At 66.9% G+C, this 16685-nt stretch carries 18 protein-coding genes and 1 pseudogene; 3 read left to right on the plus strand and 16 right to left on the minus strand.

Annotation, left to right across the window (positions count from 1 at the left end; genetic code table 11):
* Positions 1 to 18: 18 nt before the first annotated feature.
* From ACTMMA_RS12905 to ACTMMA_RS12925, 5 genes are all read right to left on the minus strand, one after another.
* Positions 19 to 1527 carry a putative type IV secretion/conjugal transfer ATPase gene (locus ACTMMA_RS12905; RefSeq protein ID WP_441190542.1) on the minus strand — a complete coding sequence of 503 codons (1509 nt, stop codon included), beginning with the start codon at positions 1525 to 1527 and terminating at the stop codon, positions 19 to 21.
* The gene (locus ACTMMA_RS12910) at positions 1524 to 2357 is read right to left on the minus strand and encodes a hypothetical protein (protein ID WP_441190543.1); all 834 of its coding nucleotides are present in this window, start codon (positions 2355 to 2357) and stop codon (positions 1524 to 1526) included. Before ACTMMA_RS12910 ends, ACTMMA_RS12905 begins: the two co-directional genes overlap by 4 nt.
* 79 nt (positions 2358 to 2436) lie before the next feature.
* On the minus strand, positions 2437 to 3900 hold the full coding sequence (locus ACTMMA_RS12915) for an SCO6880 family protein (RefSeq protein ID WP_441190544.1): 1464 nt from the start codon (positions 3898 to 3900) through the stop codon (positions 2437 to 2439).
* A 3-nt stretch (positions 3901 to 3903) separates the two neighbouring features.
* Positions 3904 to 5286 (minus strand): conjugal transfer protein TrbL, encoded by a 1383-nt coding sequence (locus tag ACTMMA_RS12920; RefSeq protein ID WP_441190545.1) that lies wholly within the window; start codon positions 5284 to 5286, stop codon positions 3904 to 3906.
* A 40-nt stretch (positions 5287 to 5326) separates the two neighbouring features.
* Positions 5327 to 5599 (minus strand): DUF6112 family protein, encoded by a 273-nt coding sequence (locus ACTMMA_RS12925; protein WP_441190560.1) that lies wholly within the window; start codon positions 5597 to 5599, stop codon positions 5327 to 5329.
* A 212-nt stretch (positions 5600 to 5811) separates the two neighbouring features.
* Here ACTMMA_RS12925 and ACTMMA_RS12930 point away from each other — a divergent pair, with 212 nt between their 5' ends.
* Genes ACTMMA_RS12930 through ACTMMA_RS12940 form a run of 3 tightly spaced genes read left to right on the plus strand, consistent with a single transcriptional unit; the run spans position 5812 to position 7029 of the window.
* Positions 5812 to 6030, plus strand: coding sequence for a YdeI/OmpD-associated family protein (locus ACTMMA_RS12930; protein WP_441190546.1), 219 nt, complete (start codon positions 5812 to 5814; stop codon positions 6028 to 6030).
* Positions 6027 to 6629, plus strand: a complete 603-nt coding sequence (locus ACTMMA_RS12935; protein WP_441190547.1) for a CGNR zinc finger domain-containing protein — start codon at positions 6027 to 6029, stop codon at positions 6627 to 6629. The genes ACTMMA_RS12930 and ACTMMA_RS12935 overlap by 4 nt, the downstream gene beginning before the upstream one ends.
* The gene (locus tag ACTMMA_RS12940) at positions 6622 to 7029 is read left to right on the plus strand and encodes a RidA family protein (RefSeq protein WP_441190548.1); all 408 of its coding nucleotides are present in this window, start codon (positions 6622 to 6624) and stop codon (positions 7027 to 7029) included. Before ACTMMA_RS12935 ends, ACTMMA_RS12940 begins: the two co-directional genes overlap by 8 nt.
* Here the strand turns inward: ACTMMA_RS12940 and ACTMMA_RS12945 are convergent, their stop codons facing one another.
* The 11 genes and pseudogenes from ACTMMA_RS12945 to istA form a co-directional block, all read right to left on the minus strand.
* Positions 7030 to 7296: a DUF6112 family protein gene (locus ACTMMA_RS12945; protein ID WP_441190549.1), complete on the minus strand. Its 267-nt coding sequence runs from the start codon at positions 7294 to 7296 to the stop codon at positions 7030 to 7032.
* Between the two features lie 6 nt (positions 7297 to 7302).
* The gene (locus ACTMMA_RS12950; protein ID WP_441190550.1) at positions 7303 to 8940 is read right to left on the minus strand and encodes a M23 family metallopeptidase; all 1638 of its coding nucleotides are present in this window, start codon (positions 8938 to 8940) and stop codon (positions 7303 to 7305) included.
* Positions 8941 to 8953: 13 nt separating this feature from the next.
* Entirely contained in the window at positions 8954 to 9643 is a 690-nt protein-coding gene (locus tag ACTMMA_RS12955; protein ID WP_441190551.1) for a hypothetical protein, read from the minus strand.
* Between the two features lie 41 nt (positions 9644 to 9684).
* The gene (locus tag ACTMMA_RS12960) at positions 9685 to 10713 is read right to left on the minus strand and encodes a ParB N-terminal domain-containing protein (protein ID WP_441190552.1); all 1029 of its coding nucleotides are present in this window, start codon (positions 10711 to 10713) and stop codon (positions 9685 to 9687) included.
* Between the two features lie 6 nt (positions 10714 to 10719).
* Positions 10720 to 11583 carry a hypothetical protein gene (locus tag ACTMMA_RS12965; protein WP_441190553.1) on the minus strand — a complete coding sequence of 288 codons (864 nt, stop codon included), beginning with the start codon at positions 11581 to 11583 and terminating at the stop codon, positions 10720 to 10722.
* A gap of 91 nt (positions 11584 to 11674) precedes the next feature.
* The gene (locus ACTMMA_RS12970) at positions 11675 to 12043 is read right to left on the minus strand and encodes a hypothetical protein (RefSeq protein ID WP_441190554.1); all 369 of its coding nucleotides are present in this window, start codon (positions 12041 to 12043) and stop codon (positions 11675 to 11677) included.
* Positions 12044 to 12075: 32 nt separating this feature from the next.
* A complete protein-coding gene (locus ACTMMA_RS12975) occupies positions 12076 to 12765 on the minus strand; it encodes a DUF2637 domain-containing protein (RefSeq protein ID WP_441190561.1) in 690 nt (229 codons plus the stop codon).
* Positions 12766 to 12782: 17 nt separating this feature from the next.
* Complete coding sequence (locus ACTMMA_RS12980) at positions 12783 to 13700, minus strand: bifunctional DNA primase/polymerase (protein WP_441190555.1); 918 nt, start codon at positions 13698 to 13700, stop codon at positions 12783 to 12785.
* A 17-nt stretch (positions 13701 to 13717) separates the two neighbouring features.
* A pseudogene (locus ACTMMA_RS12985) lies at positions 13718 to 14551 on the minus strand (ImmA/IrrE family metallo-endopeptidase); the annotation flags it as partial.
* 53 nt (positions 14552 to 14604) lie between these two features.
* Positions 14605 to 15405: an IS21-like element helper ATPase IstB gene (istB, locus tag ACTMMA_RS12990; RefSeq protein WP_441190556.1), complete on the minus strand. Its 801-nt coding sequence runs from the start codon at positions 15403 to 15405 to the stop codon at positions 14605 to 14607.
* A complete protein-coding gene (gene istA / locus ACTMMA_RS12995; RefSeq protein ID WP_441190557.1) occupies positions 15402 to 16616 on the minus strand; it encodes an IS21 family transposase in 1215 nt (404 codons plus the stop codon). The genes istB and istA overlap by 4 nt, the downstream gene beginning before the upstream one ends.
* Positions 16617 to 16685: the final 69 nt, after the last annotated feature.

The raw sequence follows: 16685 nt of genomic DNA on the forward strand, positions 1-16685 counted from the left end.
CCGGCATGTTTCCGCGATTCAGGCTTCAGAATTCCTGAACTTGTGGGAATCCTGCTTGAGCCGCAAACTCGTATCGAAGAGCGAATACTCAGCGGGGTGCAACTGGTGTTGAGTAACGAAGGATCTGTCCTTGATCCTCCACAGCCCCTGCCCGACACCCAATCCGGGGAGGAGTTTCTGTTCGGTGCCGGTCAGTCCGAGCGCGGATGCGGTGGCTCCGAGTTGGTCGGATTCTTGCCGGTAGACGATCCTGGTTTCTGCGTTCGCCAACAACGAGTTGGCGAGGGAACGCATCGCGGAGCCTTGGTCGCCGACATTGTCGAGGTCGGTGAGCTTGTGGAAGATCAGCATGTTCGCGATCCCGTAATGACGTGCGAGCCGCCAGTGCGCGTCCATCCGCTTCAACAGGGCGGGGTGTGACATGAGACGCCATGCTTCGTCGTAGATCACCCACCGCTGCCCACCATTCGGGTCGAGCAGCGCTGATTCCATCCACGCCGACGAGCACGTCATCAGCACCGAAATCAACGTCGAGTTCTCTGTCACCCGCGAGAGATCGAGGCTGATCATCGGCAGCGACGGATCAAACCGCACGGTCGATGGTCCGTCGAAGAGCCCGGCGAGGTCGCCGGCTACCAGACGCCGCAACGCGTGCCCCACCAGTCGGCCGTCTTCGGCGAGGCGTCCGTCTTCATCCTCAGACGGGTTCAGTATCCGATCGACGACCATCGGCAGGATCGGCATATCGTTCTCCCGCACCGTCGCCGTCAGCGCCAGGTCGATCGCGGTGTGCTCCAACGGCGTCAGCCCGCGAGCAAGCACCGTCTCCGCGAGGGCACCAATGAGATCCCGCCGCCGGGAAGCGACAGTCGCGGCCCACTGCTCATCCGACAACCCGGATGGTCGGTGCCCTTCGTCGAGCGGGTTGAGGCGAGTGTTGAGGCCGTGACCAAGGACGATCGCCCGACCCCCGACAGCCTCAGCAACCGCGGTGTGCTCACCCTTCGGATCACCAGGCACATAGACCCGGCGTCCGAACGGCAGCGACCGCGTATAGAGCGACTTCGCCAGTGAGGACTTGCCAGAGCCGACGATCCCGGCCAGGACCACGTTGGGTGCGGTGATGACCCCGCGGGCATATAGCACCCAGGGGTCATAAACGAATGAACCGCCGGAGTAGAGGTCTTGGCCGACAAACACACCGTCAGAGCCGAGGCCGCCTTCGGCCACGAACGGATACGCCCCGGCGAGGGTCGCGGACGTGTCTTGATGGCGGGGCACCTTGAACCTGCCCGGCGTCCGCAACGACGCGGCCCCCGGTTCCCCGGCGGCGGGCAGGTAGGTGGTCGCGCGACGTTCCGCACGCTCGGCCTGGGCTTTCGCAACCGCAACGGCCTTCTCCGTCTTCCGTTGTTCTGCAGTGATCCGTGCGGCGGCTTGTCTGCGCTGCTTGCGGAGCTTGCGCCGTTCGGATGCGGGGGCGATGAGGATGGAGGTGTGCAGTAGTTCGGGCTCGGTGCCGGTCATCGTGAGAGCCCCCGACCCGCATGCTGCGCTGGGCGAGGCGTAGCCGCGAACCAGTCTTTCCCTGCAGCCCCTGGTGTCTTCCGGGTAGCGGCGGTGGCGGAGGCGACGTCCATGCTGGATGCGGCTCTGCCGGGTCCGCCGCTCAGACCGCCCGCAGCAACCGCCGGTGCTGGTGCAGGTTCGGCGAGCGCGGGATCGGCCGGAGCGTCGTGGGCGCGGAGTAGGGAGACGTGGCTGAGGAACGGGCTGTAGGTCAACGTGTAGTCACCCTCGGTGGCGGTGCGGTCGAGGCTCCCGACCGGTGGAGTGTCATAGACGTACCCGTTGGCAAGGGCAGCGTCAGTGGTCTCTTCCCCGTAATCCCACTGCCGAAGGTGTTCGATCCCGGCGGTGGTGCCGTCACGCTGAATGAGGTCAAGTACCTGGTCGGCTTCCTCACCGTCGAGGAACACGACACTGACCCACCGACGCGCGGGTGTTTCCGGTTCGTGCCAGGCAATCCGGCCCGCCGCGTTCATGGCCGCATCCAAACGGTCGTGGGCGGCGTCGATCAGCGTCGCGGTCTGATGCAGCTCATCCGCCGCAGCCAACGCATCTCTCGCGCCTGCCGCAGCGTCACCATCGTCGTCGAACGCGCGCGGCTGTCCGGCGATATGCGTGCTGGCGAGCTGGTCGAGTACCTGCCGCAGCGACCGGACCCCTGCGAGGACATCCCCGAGTACCGGATACATCTGCGCCGGCTGGTCGATACGGATCGTGGCGTGGGCAAGACCCCGTAGTGCTTCGGATGCTTCGGCAGCATCCTTGGTGGGGTCGGTGAAAGTGGGCATGAGGGGCCTCCATGAACACAGTTGAGGGGCAACCCCCACGGATGCGGGAGCTGCCCCTCAGGTGCGCCAAACCGACCCGTCAGACCTTTCGGCACAGCGGCAGCGCCGCCGCCGTGAACGCGGCTGCCTGCTGACCGACGAGGAGCCTGGTTTCGCAGGAAGCCTGGATCGCGGCTTGTTCGATCGCCGCGACTGCCGCGTCGAGTTCGTTCACGGTGGGCGCGGTGATGGTGACCAGGCCGGTGTAGCGGAGGATGCCGTGCCCGGCAGTCAGGTCCGCCTCTTGTTGGAGCACGTCTTGATACTCGGCGGTTTGGGAGGCATCTTCGATCTGTCCGATTCGGGCCCGTTGCGCCGCGTCGCTGACGTGTTCGACCTTCTTCTTGCGGATATCCCGTGCGGCCTGGTCCGACCGCATTGGCGTGCAGATCAGGGAGAAGGAGCGCTGGATGCCAGTGGAGAGGAGGACGGGTGAGAGGAATCCGGGGAACACCATCGACCGCGGCCACTCACTGATCCAGAGGGTGGCGTGGTGGGCGGAGTCGGTGCGAATCCTCGACCACGACTCGTTCACCGCCAACGGCCCCGCCGTAGCGAGGCTCTGTCCGATCTGGCCTTGACGCTCCAACGTGGCAGCAATAGCCGGGTCATACGCGCTACGGAGGATGACGGCGATCTGCCCCGCGGTCAGCCACCCGCCGGGGTTGAGGTCGGCGGAACGGAGCGCTGCGACCAGGGTCGCCATCTCCTGCCGCAACACCGCCGCTGCGCCTCGGATGCCGCCGCCGGCGGTGCGGATCTGCCGCGCGGCTGCGCGCATGTCCAGTGCGAGGGAGAGCGTGGTCGCGTGGCGTTCCCCGGCGGGCCCGGCGCGGTCGATCAGTTCGGCGTAGGTGGTGGAGGCCCAGGAGTCGTCGTGGGTGCCGTGGCTGGCCCACCACTCCGCGAGCCCGGTGCCGGAGTCTGGGAGGGTGCGTTCGAGGACTTGGAGGGTGGCGACGCGTCCGGAGCGGCAGACGGTGGCGAGGACGCGGCCCCAGGAGGTGACGCGGCGTTCCTGCTCTCCGGGGTCGAGGAGCACGAACGCGGGATGCGTCACCTCGACCACGACGGTCAACGTGCCCGCGTGGGGGTCGTGGATCATCCCCGCCTCGGTCTCCGGGTCGGTGTACTCCCGTAGCCGCGCCATGTCGCCCGGTAAGGCGAGGGTGCCGACCGGACGCGGCACCACCACCCGACGCCGATACAGCAGCTGTCCGATGGTGGTGCGGTAGAGCCACCAGCAGGCGACGGGGAGCCATTCGACCATCGGCCGCCCCGCCACCGGTATCCAAGTCAACGCAATCGACAGCGCCCAGACGGGCGCGGTGTAAGCCATGAGAATGCCACCACCCGCATAGAGGGCTCCAACGAACGCGAGGATGCCGACAGCGAGGGTGACGAGCTGCGCCAGCGACAGGCCCAGGAGGATGCCGCGGCGTGCGAGGCGGGAGAACTTCACCGGCACCAGTTCGCTGCCACGAGTCGTGTTCGTGTTGGTCATCGGTTACTCCTTGCCGGGCTTGGGTGCTGGTGGCTTCGGATTCGACGGCGGCAGGTCAGACGGCGGGGTGGGGTTCTTCGGCATAGGCATAGATGGCGCTGCCGGGGTGCCCGCGTTTCCGGGTTGGCCCGCACCGTCCGCAGCGGCGTCGGCCTGGTCCGCGAGGTGGCCCGCGGCTTTCGGTCCGGCTTCGAAGGAGTCCTTGGCGATTTTCGCCGCGACCAATCCGGCTGCTATGGGAGCTGCGACAGCACCGCCCGCTGCTGCACCACTTGCACCCGCTCCGCCAGCTCCAGCCCCCGCACCGGCTCCAGCCCCGGAACCCGCGCCACTGGATGCGGCGGGTGCGGGTGTCGGCTTCGCTGGTGGCGCACCCTTCGCACCGCTACTCCCACCGGTGCCGGGTTTGCTGCTTCCGCCGTCGAGGACCTTCTGCGGGTCGCCACCCTGCGGCTTTGACGGCACCGGCATGGGCCGGTTGAGCGACTGCTTGGCGTCTTGTTCGGAGCCGATCGCGTGATACATGTCGAACCCGACGAACGAGATGAACTTGTAGGTCAGGTAGGGCGCGAATCCGGCCATCGCCATCAGCACGACCCCCGCGATCGGATCGGACACGGAGGCGAGGTCGGCTTCGATGGGTGCGGAGACTTGGGTGACGGCGACGAGGAACATCACCACCAGCACGAGCTTCGAGGCGATGAGCGCGATGACGAACATGGCCCACTTCGACACCCAGCTCCGTGACGCATCCCACGACGACCCCGAGAACGCGAGCGGCGCCATAACGATCGCCACCAACAACAGCGCCTTCCGCACGAGCAGCGACAGCCATACGATCGCGGCTGAGGTGATCGCCAGCCCAGCGAGGAAGATCGTGATGATGGCCCCGACACCGGGGGCGGCGATGCTGATGCCCGTGAGGCCTGCGACGAGGAGGGTGATCTTGTCACCCATCGTTTCGGTGGTCTCTCCGCCTGCTTGGATGATGCCGGTGCAGAGCTGATCCACGATCTCCAACGCCAACCCGGTCAACGTGATCACCACAAACGAACCCAGCACCGACTTCGCGAGCCCCAACGCCGCTCGGGAGAGGGCGCCGGGGTCTCGTTTCACGAGGCCGGTGATGAGTTGGAGGCAGAAGAAGATCAGCATGATGAACACGGCGATCCCGAACACCAGGTTGTAGACGCTGACGTATCCATCGCTGGTGACGTCGACGAGGGTGGTGGTATCGAAGACGTTCCAGACGGCCTCGAACAGCCAGCCCGCGGCGGCGCCCATTGCTTGGGCGAGCCAGTCGAACGGTGCGGAGATCAAGGCTCCGGCGGCGTCGCCTGCGACATCGCAGACGGTGGAGATGACAGGAATGTCGCAGACACCCATCACAAACCTCCCTCTCAGAAGTGGGTAGTGATGATGGGGTTCAGACCTGCTGGCCGACGTTCCAGAAGAAGTTGATCAGCGTGACCGCTGCACCACAGATGACTGCGGCTCCGCAGGAGACGAGGACGCCGATCTTCCCCCGACCGGCCAGGTGCGGGTTGCTGCTGTTCGCGCCAAAGCCCCACACGATCGCGGAGATGATGAGGGCGAGAACGGAGAGGATGAGGCCGACGGTCATGACCGCGCCCACGATGTTGCGCAGCTGCGCGATACCGGGAAGGCCGGAGTCGTTGGGGTTGATGTCGATGTCCATCGGCACGAGCGCCGGGATCGCGGATGCAGCGGTGGTAATGAGGCCGAACACGGGTGGTCTCCTGACACGAACAAGGCCCACGAGCGTGGGCAGCGGAAGGGTTCGCGTGTCAGGTGCGCAGGGCCGTTCTCGCCGGATCTCTGTCGGAGATCTAGTCCTAACTGTTATTACTGGTTAGTCTTACTCGTATGGCAGTCCGACCCCGTGCACCCATGCCCGAGTACGTTCTCGCTGCGTTGGAGCAGGCTGGCGTGCGGGGCGACTACGACGAGCGACCCGCGTTCCAACGCAATGACTACCTGCGGTGGATCGCTTCGGCGAAGACTCTGGAAACGCGGGAACGCCGGATCGGGCAGATGCTCGACGAACTCGACCGTGGCGGCATCTACATGGGGATGACGCACCGCCCCTCACGAAAGACCGACGAATGACCTCCTCGGTCGATAGCGATACGGGTCAGTGGTTGATCGGGTCGGACGGAGTGCGCTGGTTCTTCGACTCCGGAGCTCTCAGCCTCGACTTCGGATACACCGGCGACTACGGGCATGGCGTAAAGGCGTGGGAACACCTGCACGCCCCCGCCGATCTCGCCTCCTGGCTGCACACTCGCTTCATCTCCGAGATCCCCGACGGTCACACCGTTGACGTCAACCCGGAACTGTTTGCCCAGGCGTTGCGGTTGCGGGCCGCGATCACACGGATTGCCCGTGCGATCACCGAGCACGAGAAGGCACAGGCTTCCGATGTCGATGCCGTCAACATCGCTGCCGCACAGGTCGGGGTGCCGCGCCTGCTGGATGGCGGCGCCTGGCGGCCCTCAGCGCCAGGGGTGGAGGCGATGCTGGCGACGATCGCGCTGGACGCAATCACCGCGTTGTCCACAGCGGGGCGGGTGAAGCAGTGCGCCGCCGAAGACTGTCGCTTGATCTTCTTCGACACCTCCCGACCCGGAACCCGTCGCTGGTGTTCGATGCAGCGCTGCGGCAACCGTGCCAAGACTCGTGCCCACTACGCCCGCCACCATGACTAGGGAGACCGCCATGAGTACCGCCGTAACGATCATCGATCCGCCGGGCCTGTCGGCATCCCCGGCTTTCGCCGCTGCGGTCATCGCGCCCGCCGCAGCGACCGTCTACCTCGGAGGACAGAACGGAACCGACGCCGACGGCCGCATCACCGGGAACACACGGGAACAGACCATCCAGGCGATGCGCAACGTCCTCGCGGTACTCGATGCGGCGGGCACCGACGCAGATCATGTCGTCAAGCTCTCCATCTATCTCACGACCGATGCCGACATCCGAGAGGGATATGCGGCGTCGCGGGAGGTCTGGGGAGAACGGCGCACCGCAATCACCGTTCTCATAGTCTCGGGCCTCGCTCGTCCAGAAGCCCTGGTCGAGATCGAAGCCATCGCCACGATCGCCTGACTACAACTGGTTCCCGAGGGCGATGAGCCAGTTCATCCACGCGACCCCGCCACCGGCGAGGGCTGCGGTGCCGAGGGCGACGAGGAGGCCGGTGCGGGCTTTGGATGCGGTGGCGTGGTTGCCGTGCGATGAGGCGATGGCCCAGATGATCGCGGACACGATCAACATCAAGACGGCGATGACGAGTATGAAGGTGAGCAGGGCGCCGATGACTTCTTTGAGGTCGCCGATGCCTCCGAGTCCGTCGAAATCTGGGAACACATTCATCGGAGTTCAGGCCCCTTCTTTGACGGTGATGTGGACGTGGTCGTAGTGGCCTCCGGTGACGTCGGTGGGGTCGTGCATGCCGCCGCCGTTGTATGGCCGCCATCCCTCCGCATCACTGCTGAGTGCCCATATTTGGCCTTGCCAGATGAGGTATTCGACGTCCAACGTTTCGGCGTTGTCTTTGAGCCAGTTCGTCACCTGCCATCCTGCTTCGAGCTGCGCCGGTGTCGGCCGGGAGCCGATCGCGTTCCCGAACGTGACATCGCAGGCCCGCCCGAGCGGGTGCTCTGAGTTCTGGCCGGGGCGGGGTGAGTAGCACGACCATGAGGTGTCCGGGAATGCTGCGAGGGTCTGCTGGTAGAGGTTGAGCATCCGGCGAGTGATCTGCCCCTCCGTCGTCGGGTCATCCACGAGCTGATCCGGGTCGCCATCCACCGGGTTCGGTGCCTCCGGGTTCGTGCCCGTGGCGCAGCTCCCACTACCGGTGCTGTCGGGTGCGGGGAGGTCTGCCGCATTGTGTTGGTTGAGCCAGACGGCGGGGTCGGTGGTCTCGCCGTTGGTGCCGCCGAGCCTCACCTCGAAATGCAGGTGCGGGCCGGTGCTGTTGCCCGAGGAGCCGACGTCGGCGATGTGCTGCCCGGCTGTCACTCGGTCGCCTACGGTGACGTGGATGCCGGTCTCCCAGGAGTGCGCATACGCGGTCGCGACGGTCTGCCCGTCTACGGTGTGCTCGATGACGACCAGGCCGCCGTAGCCGCCGGAGTATTCGGCGACGGTGACGACGCCGTCAGCGGCGGCGAGGAGTGGGGTTCCGTCGGGTCCTGCGAAGTCGGTGCCGGTGTGCATCGTGTACTCACCAGTGATCGGGTGTTCCCGCATCCCGTATGGGCTGGTCATCACCCAGGTGCCCTCCGGCATCGGGAACACCACCCGGGAGGTCTCCGGCACCGGCCCCGTCACCGCACCACCATCACCGCCGGTCGGCTGCGATCCAGGGTTGGTGGTGAGGGCTTGGAGGATCTGCTCGGCGACCGGCTCATAGTTCCGATACCGGTCGGGGTAGGCGGAGACTTCGACGGCTTGGGCGGCCTCGCCCTTGTCCATCGACTCCCACCCCGGAATGTCCAGCAGGCCTCGGGGCGACGGGGAGTTGGGTCCGTTGGGTCCGCCGAAGAAAGCGCGGACTTGGTAGTTCGGGTCCATGAGATCAGCGACGGTGCCCCATCCGGATTGTGGGCGCATCTGGAACAGGCCGAGGGAGTCGTTGTCGGAGCCGTTGCCGTCGTTCGGATAGTCCGCTGAGTCGGGATAGTGGCTGGTGTTCGACAGCATCCGCAACGTCGATTCCGTCAGCGCTGCCATGAGCGCGATCTGCACACCGTCACGATTCACACCCTCGATCGCTGAGCCGGTGGTGATGATCGTGGCCGCGTGCGTGAGCTGCTTCTTGTTCAGCGTGAACGAGTACCCCGACGCATCCGTCACCGTCAGTTCGTCCGGGATAGCACCGACGGTCAGCCCGGTAGTGAGACAGGTGGCGTTCGCGGTCTGTGCGGGGTTGATGAGTGCCCCGATGGAGACCAGCAGGATCGAGGGAGCGAGGAACAGCAGGGCGATCCCTGCAATGGCGAGCTTCTTGAACACGACTCGGCCCCTGCTACTTCAGGGGGTTGTCGAGTTGAGAGAGCCGCAACAGATGACAGTCGTCGCCATCGGGCGGGCAGACGATGAACACCGTGAACGACACCGCATGCTCCGACGTGACCGGCTCGTCGTTCCAGAAACCCTCCCGGTGGCGGGTGCCTTCGATCGTGTACGCGGTCGTGCCCTCTGCGAGCTGCCCCGGTCGTGCCTGCTCGACCGCCGTATCCCACGCCTCCGGCACGAAGATGGTCTCGATGGTGAGGTGCTGGGTGGTGAGGTACTTCCGCAGTTCGAGCCAGGCCTCCCGCGCTGGCAGGTGCGCGGCGACATCGGAGGCGAGGCCTGCTCGTTCGGTCCCGGAGGGGTCGCCGACGTCGAGGATCACGCTCGTGTAGTCCAACGGGAAGAACCCGGACGCGGTATCCCAGGTGAAGAGAGCTTCGGCGACGTTGCGGGCGAAGGTCTCCGGATCATCCGACCGCGGCACTGACGGCAGTCGCGGAGTGGTGGTCGACCCCGGTGTTTCGGGTGCGGTCGATGATGGTTCCGAACCCGTCGGGTCATCCGTGCCGGTGGTGGTGCGGGGGCCGGTGATGAGGCCGTAGATGCCGATCCCGGCGAGGATGAGGAACACCACCCCGGCCGCAGCGGCGGCGATCAGGCGGCGACGGATACGAGGGTCGGACACATCGGGAGTTCTCATGCCCCTCAGGTGCGCCCCAGCGTCACCAGCGCGCGGGGCCGCTAGCGGAGAGGCGCTGGCGTTATGTCCTCAACCACGGGCGGTCTGGCGGCGCGGGCGGTGCGGAGGTCTTCAGCGAACGTGACGGTGCCTTCGACGACGGCATAGAAGGCGTCGGCCTGCTCGTCACTCAGGTCGGTGGCGAGGCCAGCGAGGTCGTACTTGATCCACCACTGATCGAGATCGGTCCAAGTGAGGACGAACGCCCGCACCCCCAGCAGCGTGATCCCCTCGTCGGCCGGCGACACCGGGCGGGTCTTCCGCGACTGTTCTTTCTTCTTGGTTCTTGCTTCGACTTGGACGCGGGCGACGGCTTCGTTGGCTATCTGATGCAACTCCGCATCACGCGCCGCGCGTGCCTGCTCGGTCGTGCTGGTGGCGAGGGTACGGATGCGCGTGTATTCGGGATCGACGGGGCCGCCGGCCTGAATCTGATCCAACGCCGCTTGCGCTGCGACCCGGACATGCTCGGGGAACTTGCGGTCGGTGGCGACTTGTTCGACGTAGCCGATCTTGTCGTAGGTCCGATACGACGCCCCACCCGGAATCATTGCCGCCGCCTGCTCCCGCGTCTTCCCTGCTTGGCCGGGTGGGGGTGGAAGATGTTCACCCCCATGCTCACCGGGCGCATGACCTTTCTGGAACTGCGTGGACTGCTCCCGCAGCGCAGCTTCCTCGCTCATGATCGCCTTGAGCTCCCGATACAACGCTGCAGCTTCCAGCGCGGTGAGGGGCTTATGCAGCACGTTGTCATCCTGCTCCGCCAAGAGCTGCCCGAGCCGATCCGAGAGCCCGGAGCGCACCCACACGTTCACGGTCTTGGTGCCGAGCATCTTCAACGCGGCCAGGCGCCGTGCTCCGCAGACGAGGAACCCATCCGGAGTCACGGTGATGGGCTGGAGAAGCCCGTCACGCTTGATCGACGCGGCCAAGACGTCGATGTCGCCGAGTTCGGCACGGTGCCGATTCCCGACGCGGATCGAGGCGACGGTCCGCTCGACCTGCACACTCCCTACTGGCTGCTCGCTCATGGACGATCACTCCCTGACTCCGGGAGCGGCCAGCGATAGCGCGAGGACGAGGTCATCGTCACGCAGCAGTAGCGGGATCGTCTCGCCGATCAGGAGCCGCAGGAGAACTCCGCGGCCAGCACTCGTGGTGGCGTGGTCGGTGTCGGGGTTACCGAGCATTGCCCGCAACAACGCATGCCACGACCCGGACGGAATATCCAGCAGCACACGGACCTGCTTGTCACGTCGCAGCATCTCGAACGCGGTCGCACGAGACCCAGCTTTGATCAGCGCCCCGCAGACATGCTCGACGCCGGAGCGCGCGGTCTCGGGTGTCCAGCCGAGGAGGGCGAGGAACGCGATCGCGTCTTCCGCAGCCGACACCGCCAACTGCGCCGCACTGCCCGACTCATCCTCACCGACTGGGGTGTGGTCGCCGAGTTCGATGCTGTCGATTGATCGGAACGCCGGGTGGTAGTCGGTCAGCGGGTTCTCCCGGTCGCTGAACCGTTCGGGGTCGTGGAACGCGGAGATGCGCGGGCGGCGGGCTTGGTGGACGGAGCAGAGGAGCCCTTGGGCGCGTTCTTCGAAGATGCAGGTGATCCGCACCGCATGCGTGATCACACCCCACGGATTCTCCGCCACCCGAGCAGCTCTGGTGCGCATCACATCGAACGCCGCCGATGCCGCCTCCCACGGGTCCAGGCCGTGCTTGACCGCCAGGGGTGCGTACTTCTCGGCGGCATACGCCATGAGTTCCGCAACGACCGAATCATGTTCCCACGCGCCCGGGCCTGCTTCATGGAGGCGGACGAGCAGGGTGCGGAGGCCTTCACCGGTACGGAAGTCTTGGGGCCGATCCGGCATCGCCGTCGCTGTTCTGGTGGTCATGGTCGGACACCTCCTCTTCCCGAGTCAGGTGCACGATCTGCGCATGCCGGGGGTGGTGTCAGTGCTGTCGTGTTCATGGCATCTCACCGGCCTAGCTCTTCCCGACCGCACCACGCGTCACCGGCTCACGCGACGAGCTGCGGCCGCCGAACGCGGACAACGGCGGCAACTGCTTCACCCGCTGGGTGATCTTGGTGGAGGCGTTCGCGATGCCGGTGCGGGTCTGGCGGGCGAGGTTAGCGTTGAAGTCGAAGCCGCGCCCGGCCACGGTCGCTGAGTGGCGGGCCATGAGATCGGTGGGGCGGACCCAGTCGACCCCGCGTGCCCGATGCTGCTCCTGCGTCAGCTGCATCGCCTGCTGACGGGTGTGCTCGGCCTCGATCGCATCCGACATCAGATCCTCGGCAGGGTTCTTGGCCGGCTCGTTTCGCTTGATGGCCGACGTGTGCTCGGTGGTCACCGAGCGGTCGTCGGACCAGGGGTTCTCGTTGCTCATGGTGTTCTCACTTCCTCCACCCACACGGGCGGAACGTCTTCGGTCTCTTTTTCTGGGAGTTCTTCTTGCTCAGATTCGGGGGTGGTGAACCACCTGCCGACGGTCGAGGGATGCACGCCGAGGTGACGGGCGATGCGCTTGTTCGACCACCCCGACAACCGCAGCTCAGCCGCGCACTCGCGGCGGTCCGCCGGCTCAGAGGCGGGCTCGATCGCCGGTAGCGAAAGAGGCAGATCGTCGAGATCACCCGCCTGCTCGCGCGTAGGTGAATCGGGCCCCGCGGATGATTCCGGCTTCGCAACCGGTTCGTGTTGCGGGGTGCGGGTGAGGATCACGGTCAGATGCGTGATCGCCAGCAGCACCACGGGCGGTACTGCGGCCACAGACGCGGCGAGGACCGGGGGTACATCGACATCGGCGGTGAGGATCGCGTGGATCGCATTCGCCGTCACCGACACAGCAGCACCACCACCCAGCAGCGTCCACGGATACCACGCAGCCCGATGCCCCGCGAGGGCGACGACGGCGACAGTCGCGACGACGATGATGCCGTCCACGATCAACGGCCACGCCCACGCCTGCCCAGCCCCGATCCCCGAACGGCGGGCGAGATCTGCGAGGGCGGTGTAGGACAACCAGAACGCACCCGCCGCGATGAACACCGTGCCCGCCACCGCAGTCCGCACCGCCCACCGCCGCGTGTTCACGACAACCCCCACATCGCTGGACGTGAGGCTGCATGCTTTGGGCGGGCGAACCCATCAGGTTGAGACGTGACCGCAGCGCGCGGCGACGGGTGCACGGCACGATAGGCCGACCGCACGGTCGTCGTGACCTCCCGCTCGCTCAACCCCGCATGCCCAGCCGCCGCAGTGAGGACATCGAGCGCATCAGACGGGGCGACCCCGTTCTCAGCGAGACGGCACGCCGCCCAGAAAACGCCACGGTTGCGTTCGCCCTCGCCACGGGTAGCGACCCAGGCCGCAATCCGCGACACATCCCGATCACGCACCGCACCCGATGGGGCGATCCCACGCGACACAGGCCGCGCTGCCGGGCGCGGGTCGAGGAAGTCACGCAGCCCGCCCGAATCGATCGTTGATGCGGGTCCGGTGTTGATCTGTCGCAGCGCATACGCTGTCGAGACACCGTGAATCACGACGGAAGAGGGCGGGATGACGATGTATCCGCCGTCACCGCGGAAGTCGATCCCCGCCCGCGCCGCCTGCCACGACGACTGCACCGTGTCCGGGGTGGCCGGGTAGTAGGCGTGCAGGCCACCCGACGGCGAGGTGACGGTAAACATCCACCCATCCACCAACCCGGCACCGCGCGCGCGGTTCATCGCCTCGAACCCGTTGACCGGGCCGTGAACATCGACATCGACCACCACGACCCCGGAAGAGGCGCCGGTGGGGAGGCCGATGTTCGCGCCGGGATGCTGCCGCCACCACGCATCCACCAGCGCTGGGTCGGTGCTGGCGTCGTGGAAGCCGTGCTCGGTCAGCGGACGTTTCGCCCCCGGCACACACGGAAACACCGGCACCCCCGCCGTGGCGAACTCGCGAGCAGCAGCCGAGAACGGCCACCGCCCATTCACCCGCAGCAGCACATCCGACACCGCATCATGGGTAGTCATCACAGCCCCCGCCCCACCGTCGTCGCCGCAGGCCGCGCGGGTTCGCTGCGCTCCGACGTTGGCTTCACCGACCGAGCAGAAGTGCGTTGCGGTTTCTCCTCCTGGGCGGCGTCACGATCCAGACCTGACGGGGTGCCGTCGGTGACCATCACCGTGTCGAGCTGATCCAGAATCCCAAGCGCGGCTTTGCGGACTCGTTCGCCGGTGGCCTTCACCACCTCGACAGGCTCTTTCCCGTCGACGCGGGCAGCCCAGGTGGAGACGTACGGGATCGTGTACCCGGTGGTGTCCATCCCGTGAGCCGCACCCACCATCAGCGCGACGGACTCAGCCTCGACCTCAGCAATGCCGCGGTGCTGGCGGGCGTCCTCGTCATCGGGGTTGTGCAGCAGGACGTGCCCGAGTTCGTGCGCGAGGGTTTTCACTTGGGCGGCGGGGTCCATGTTCTCCCGAACCGCGACCGTCCGCGCACCCCAGTCGGTCATGCCGTTGGCGCCGTGGATCATGCCCTCATGCGGCACCCGCAACACCCGGAACCCCTCAGCGACGACCTGCGCCGACAGGCCTTCCCAGAGCTCAGCGGGAGCTTCGCCCTCCAACAGCTTCGGCGCCGGCGGCTCGGGGATCGGATCGCCATCGGTCTGGGAGGCATCCCACACATACGCAGGACGGGAGGCCATCATCCGAGAGCGCACCACCTCACCCGCACGCGGCTTCTCACCCCGCCCCAACCGCCGCCACGACTCCGCAACCGCTGGGGTCGCCGACGCGAACCGGCCAGTGACCGGAGCGAAGATCATCAACCCCGGCTGACCCTTCTGAACCTGCCTGCCTGTCGACGGCGCTCGAAAACTGGGCGGTTTCGGCGGTCGAAGAGTGAACGGTCTCAGTCTAGGGATTCCTGCTCGGCCTTGATGCTGGGAAGCGTCTCGACGCCGCGGTCGCGGAGCCGGTAGGAGGCGCCTTTGAGGGCGATGACGTCGGCGTGGTGGACGATGCGGTCGATCATCGCGGCGGCGACGATTTGGTCGCCGAAGACGCCGGCCCAGGAGCTGAACGGCAAGTTCGACGTCAGGATGAGGGAGGCGTGCTCGTACCGGGAGGAGACGAGCTGGAAGAAGAGGTTGGCGGCGTCCTGCTCGAAGGGCAGGTAGCCGACCTCGTCGACGATGATCAGGCCGTAGCGGCGCAGCCGGGTGAGCTCGGTCGGCAGGCGGCCGCGGTCGTGGGCCTCGGTCAGGCGGGTGACCCAGTCGGTGGCGGTGGCGAACAGGACCCGGTGTCCTTGCCGGGCGGCGGCGACGCCGAGGGCGGTGGCCAGGTGCGTCTTGCCCGTGCCCGGCGGTCCGAGGAGGACGACGTTGCGGTGCTCGGCCAGGTACGCACCGGAGGCGAGGGCCTGGATCGGGGTGCGGGCGCCGGGTTGGTGGTCGAAGTCGAAGTCCTCAAGGGTCTTGACCGCGCCGAAGCCGGCGGCGCGGATGCGTAGCCGGGCCCCGGAGGCGTTGCGGGCGGCGACCTCGCGTTCCAGGACCGCGGCCAGGTAGTCCTCGTGGGTCCACCCGCTGTCGCGGGCGTGGTCGGCCAGGCGGGCGGCGGACTCGGTGATCCGCGGCGCCTTCAGCGCCGCGGCCAGGTGGGTGATCTGCTTGAGCGACTCGCTCGCGGATGCTGGTTTGCGGCTCATCGCGACTCCAGCTCGCCGGCGTCGATCCCGAACGCCTTATCGTAGTCGGCCAGGTCCCGGACCAGGTCGTCGGCCTCGGGACGGGACCTGGGGTGCTGGTAGTCGCGCCGTAGCGCGGCGGCGGTCGCCACGTGGGCGGGGTCGGTCACGGTCATGCTCCGGGCCCACCGGCGTGGGTGCTCGGCGACCAGCCGGCCGGCCTGGCGGACCCGGATGGTGTCCAGGTCTGCGGCGACGTCGACCCGGGCCCCGATCGCGCGGGGGTCGACGGAGTAGTCGGAGGTGTCGACGCGCACGTAGTAGTCCCGGCCGAGGCGGACGTGGTTGCGCCAGCCCAGGTGCAGCACCGCCGGCGGCAGGGGCAGCATCGCCTCCTTGTCCGCGGCGAGCAGGTCCACCGGACGGGCCTTGATCGTGCGCACCGTCCGGGCGTTAGCAGCGGACAGCCAGTGGGCGAACTGGGCGTTGAAGTCGCTTGGGGACTCGAAGTGGCGCCCGGGCATGAAGGAGGTCTCGAAGAAGCGGTTGCGGCGTTCGACGATGCCCTTGGACTCGGGATCCCGCGGTGGTAGCAGCACCACCTTCGTGGCCAGCATCCCGGCGAACACCGCGACCGGCTCGGTCAGCTTGCCTCGTCCGATGCCGGGCTCGTTGTCCCAGATCAGCCGGCGCGGCACCCGACCCAGCTGATCCAGCAGCTCCCACGTGCCCAGGAGCAGGTCCGGGGTCTTTCGGGTCGGGATCATCCTCCCCAGCGTGAACCGGGAGTACCCGCAGGTCATGACCAGTACCGGAAGCAGGGTACGGGAGCCGTCCTCGAGCAGGATCTTGCGCGGCGGGAACCACAGGTCGCACTGCGCTACGTCCCCGGCCGTCCAGGTCAGCCGGTCGGCCGGGTCGATCGGGCGGTGGTCGACCCTCAGGCGGTTGACGTTGTCGCGGAACCATCGGATCGAGCCGGTCCACCCGACCCGTTCGGCCAGCACCGTCGCGGGCATGTCCGGCGTCTCCTCGAGGAGTTCACGCACCCGCGCCTCATACGGCGTGAACGACGTTGGACCCGCTCTTCTCTCGTACTTCGGTGGCCCGTCCGAGGCGATGGCGTTTATGACCGTCGTCCTCGAGATGCCCAACTTCCTGGCGATCCTGGCCTTCGGCACGCCGTCGGCGGCCAGCCTCCTGATCAGCGCCCAGTCCTCCATGGTGATCACACTCCAATCGTTGGCGGAGTGTTCACTTTTCGAGCGCCGTTACTGTCTAGTTTTCAAGCGCCGCCGACA

Source organism: Ornithinimicrobium panacihumi, assembly GCF_052073805.1.
Taxonomy (GTDB): domain Bacteria; phylum Actinomycetota; class Actinomycetes; order Actinomycetales; family Dermatophilaceae; genus Ornithinicoccus; species Ornithinicoccus panacihumi.

Bases quoted from the DNA above. Each gene is read 5' to 3' on its own strand.
- ACTMMA_RS12905 (WP_441190542.1), bottom strand. From the start codon at position 1,527: ATGACCGGCACCGAGCCCGAACTACTGCACACCTCCATCCTCATCGCC.
- ACTMMA_RS12910 (WP_441190543.1), bottom strand. From the start codon at position 2,357: ATGCCCACTTTCACCGACCCCACCAAGGATGCTGCCGAAGCATCCGAA.
- ACTMMA_RS12915 (WP_441190544.1), bottom strand. From the start codon at position 3,900: ATGACCAACACGAACACGACTCGTGGCAGCGAACTGGTGCCGGTGAAG.
- ACTMMA_RS12920 (WP_441190545.1), bottom strand. From the start codon at position 5,286: ATGGGTGTCTGCGACATTCCTGTCATCTCCACCGTCTGCGATGTCGCA.
- ACTMMA_RS12925 (WP_441190560.1), bottom strand. From the start codon at position 5,599: ATGGACATCGACATCAACCCCAACGACTCCGGCCTTCCCGGTATCGCG.
- ACTMMA_RS12930 (WP_441190546.1), top strand. From the start codon at position 5,812: ATGCCCGAGTACGTTCTCGCTGCGTTGGAGCAGGCTGGCGTGCGGGGC.
- ACTMMA_RS12935 (WP_441190547.1), top strand. From the start codon at position 6,027: ATGACCTCCTCGGTCGATAGCGATACGGGTCAGTGGTTGATCGGGTCG.
- ACTMMA_RS12940 (WP_441190548.1), top strand. From the start codon at position 6,622: ATGACTAGGGAGACCGCCATGAGTACCGCCGTAACGATCATCGATCCG.
- ACTMMA_RS12945 (WP_441190549.1), bottom strand. From the start codon at position 7,296: ATGAATGTGTTCCCAGATTTCGACGGACTCGGAGGCATCGGCGACCTC.
- ACTMMA_RS12955 (WP_441190551.1), bottom strand. From the start codon at position 9,643: ATGAGAACTCCCGATGTGTCCGACCCTCGTATCCGTCGCCGCCTGATC.
- ACTMMA_RS12960 (WP_441190552.1), bottom strand. From the start codon at position 10,713: ATGAGCGAGCAGCCAGTAGGGAGTGTGCAGGTCGAGCGGACCGTCGCC.
- ACTMMA_RS12965 (WP_441190553.1), bottom strand. From the start codon at position 11,583: ATGACCACCAGAACAGCGACGGCGATGCCGGATCGGCCCCAAGACTTC.
- istB (WP_441190556.1), bottom strand. From the start codon at position 15,405: ATGAGCCGCAAACCAGCATCCGCGAGCGAGTCGCTCAAGCAGATCACC.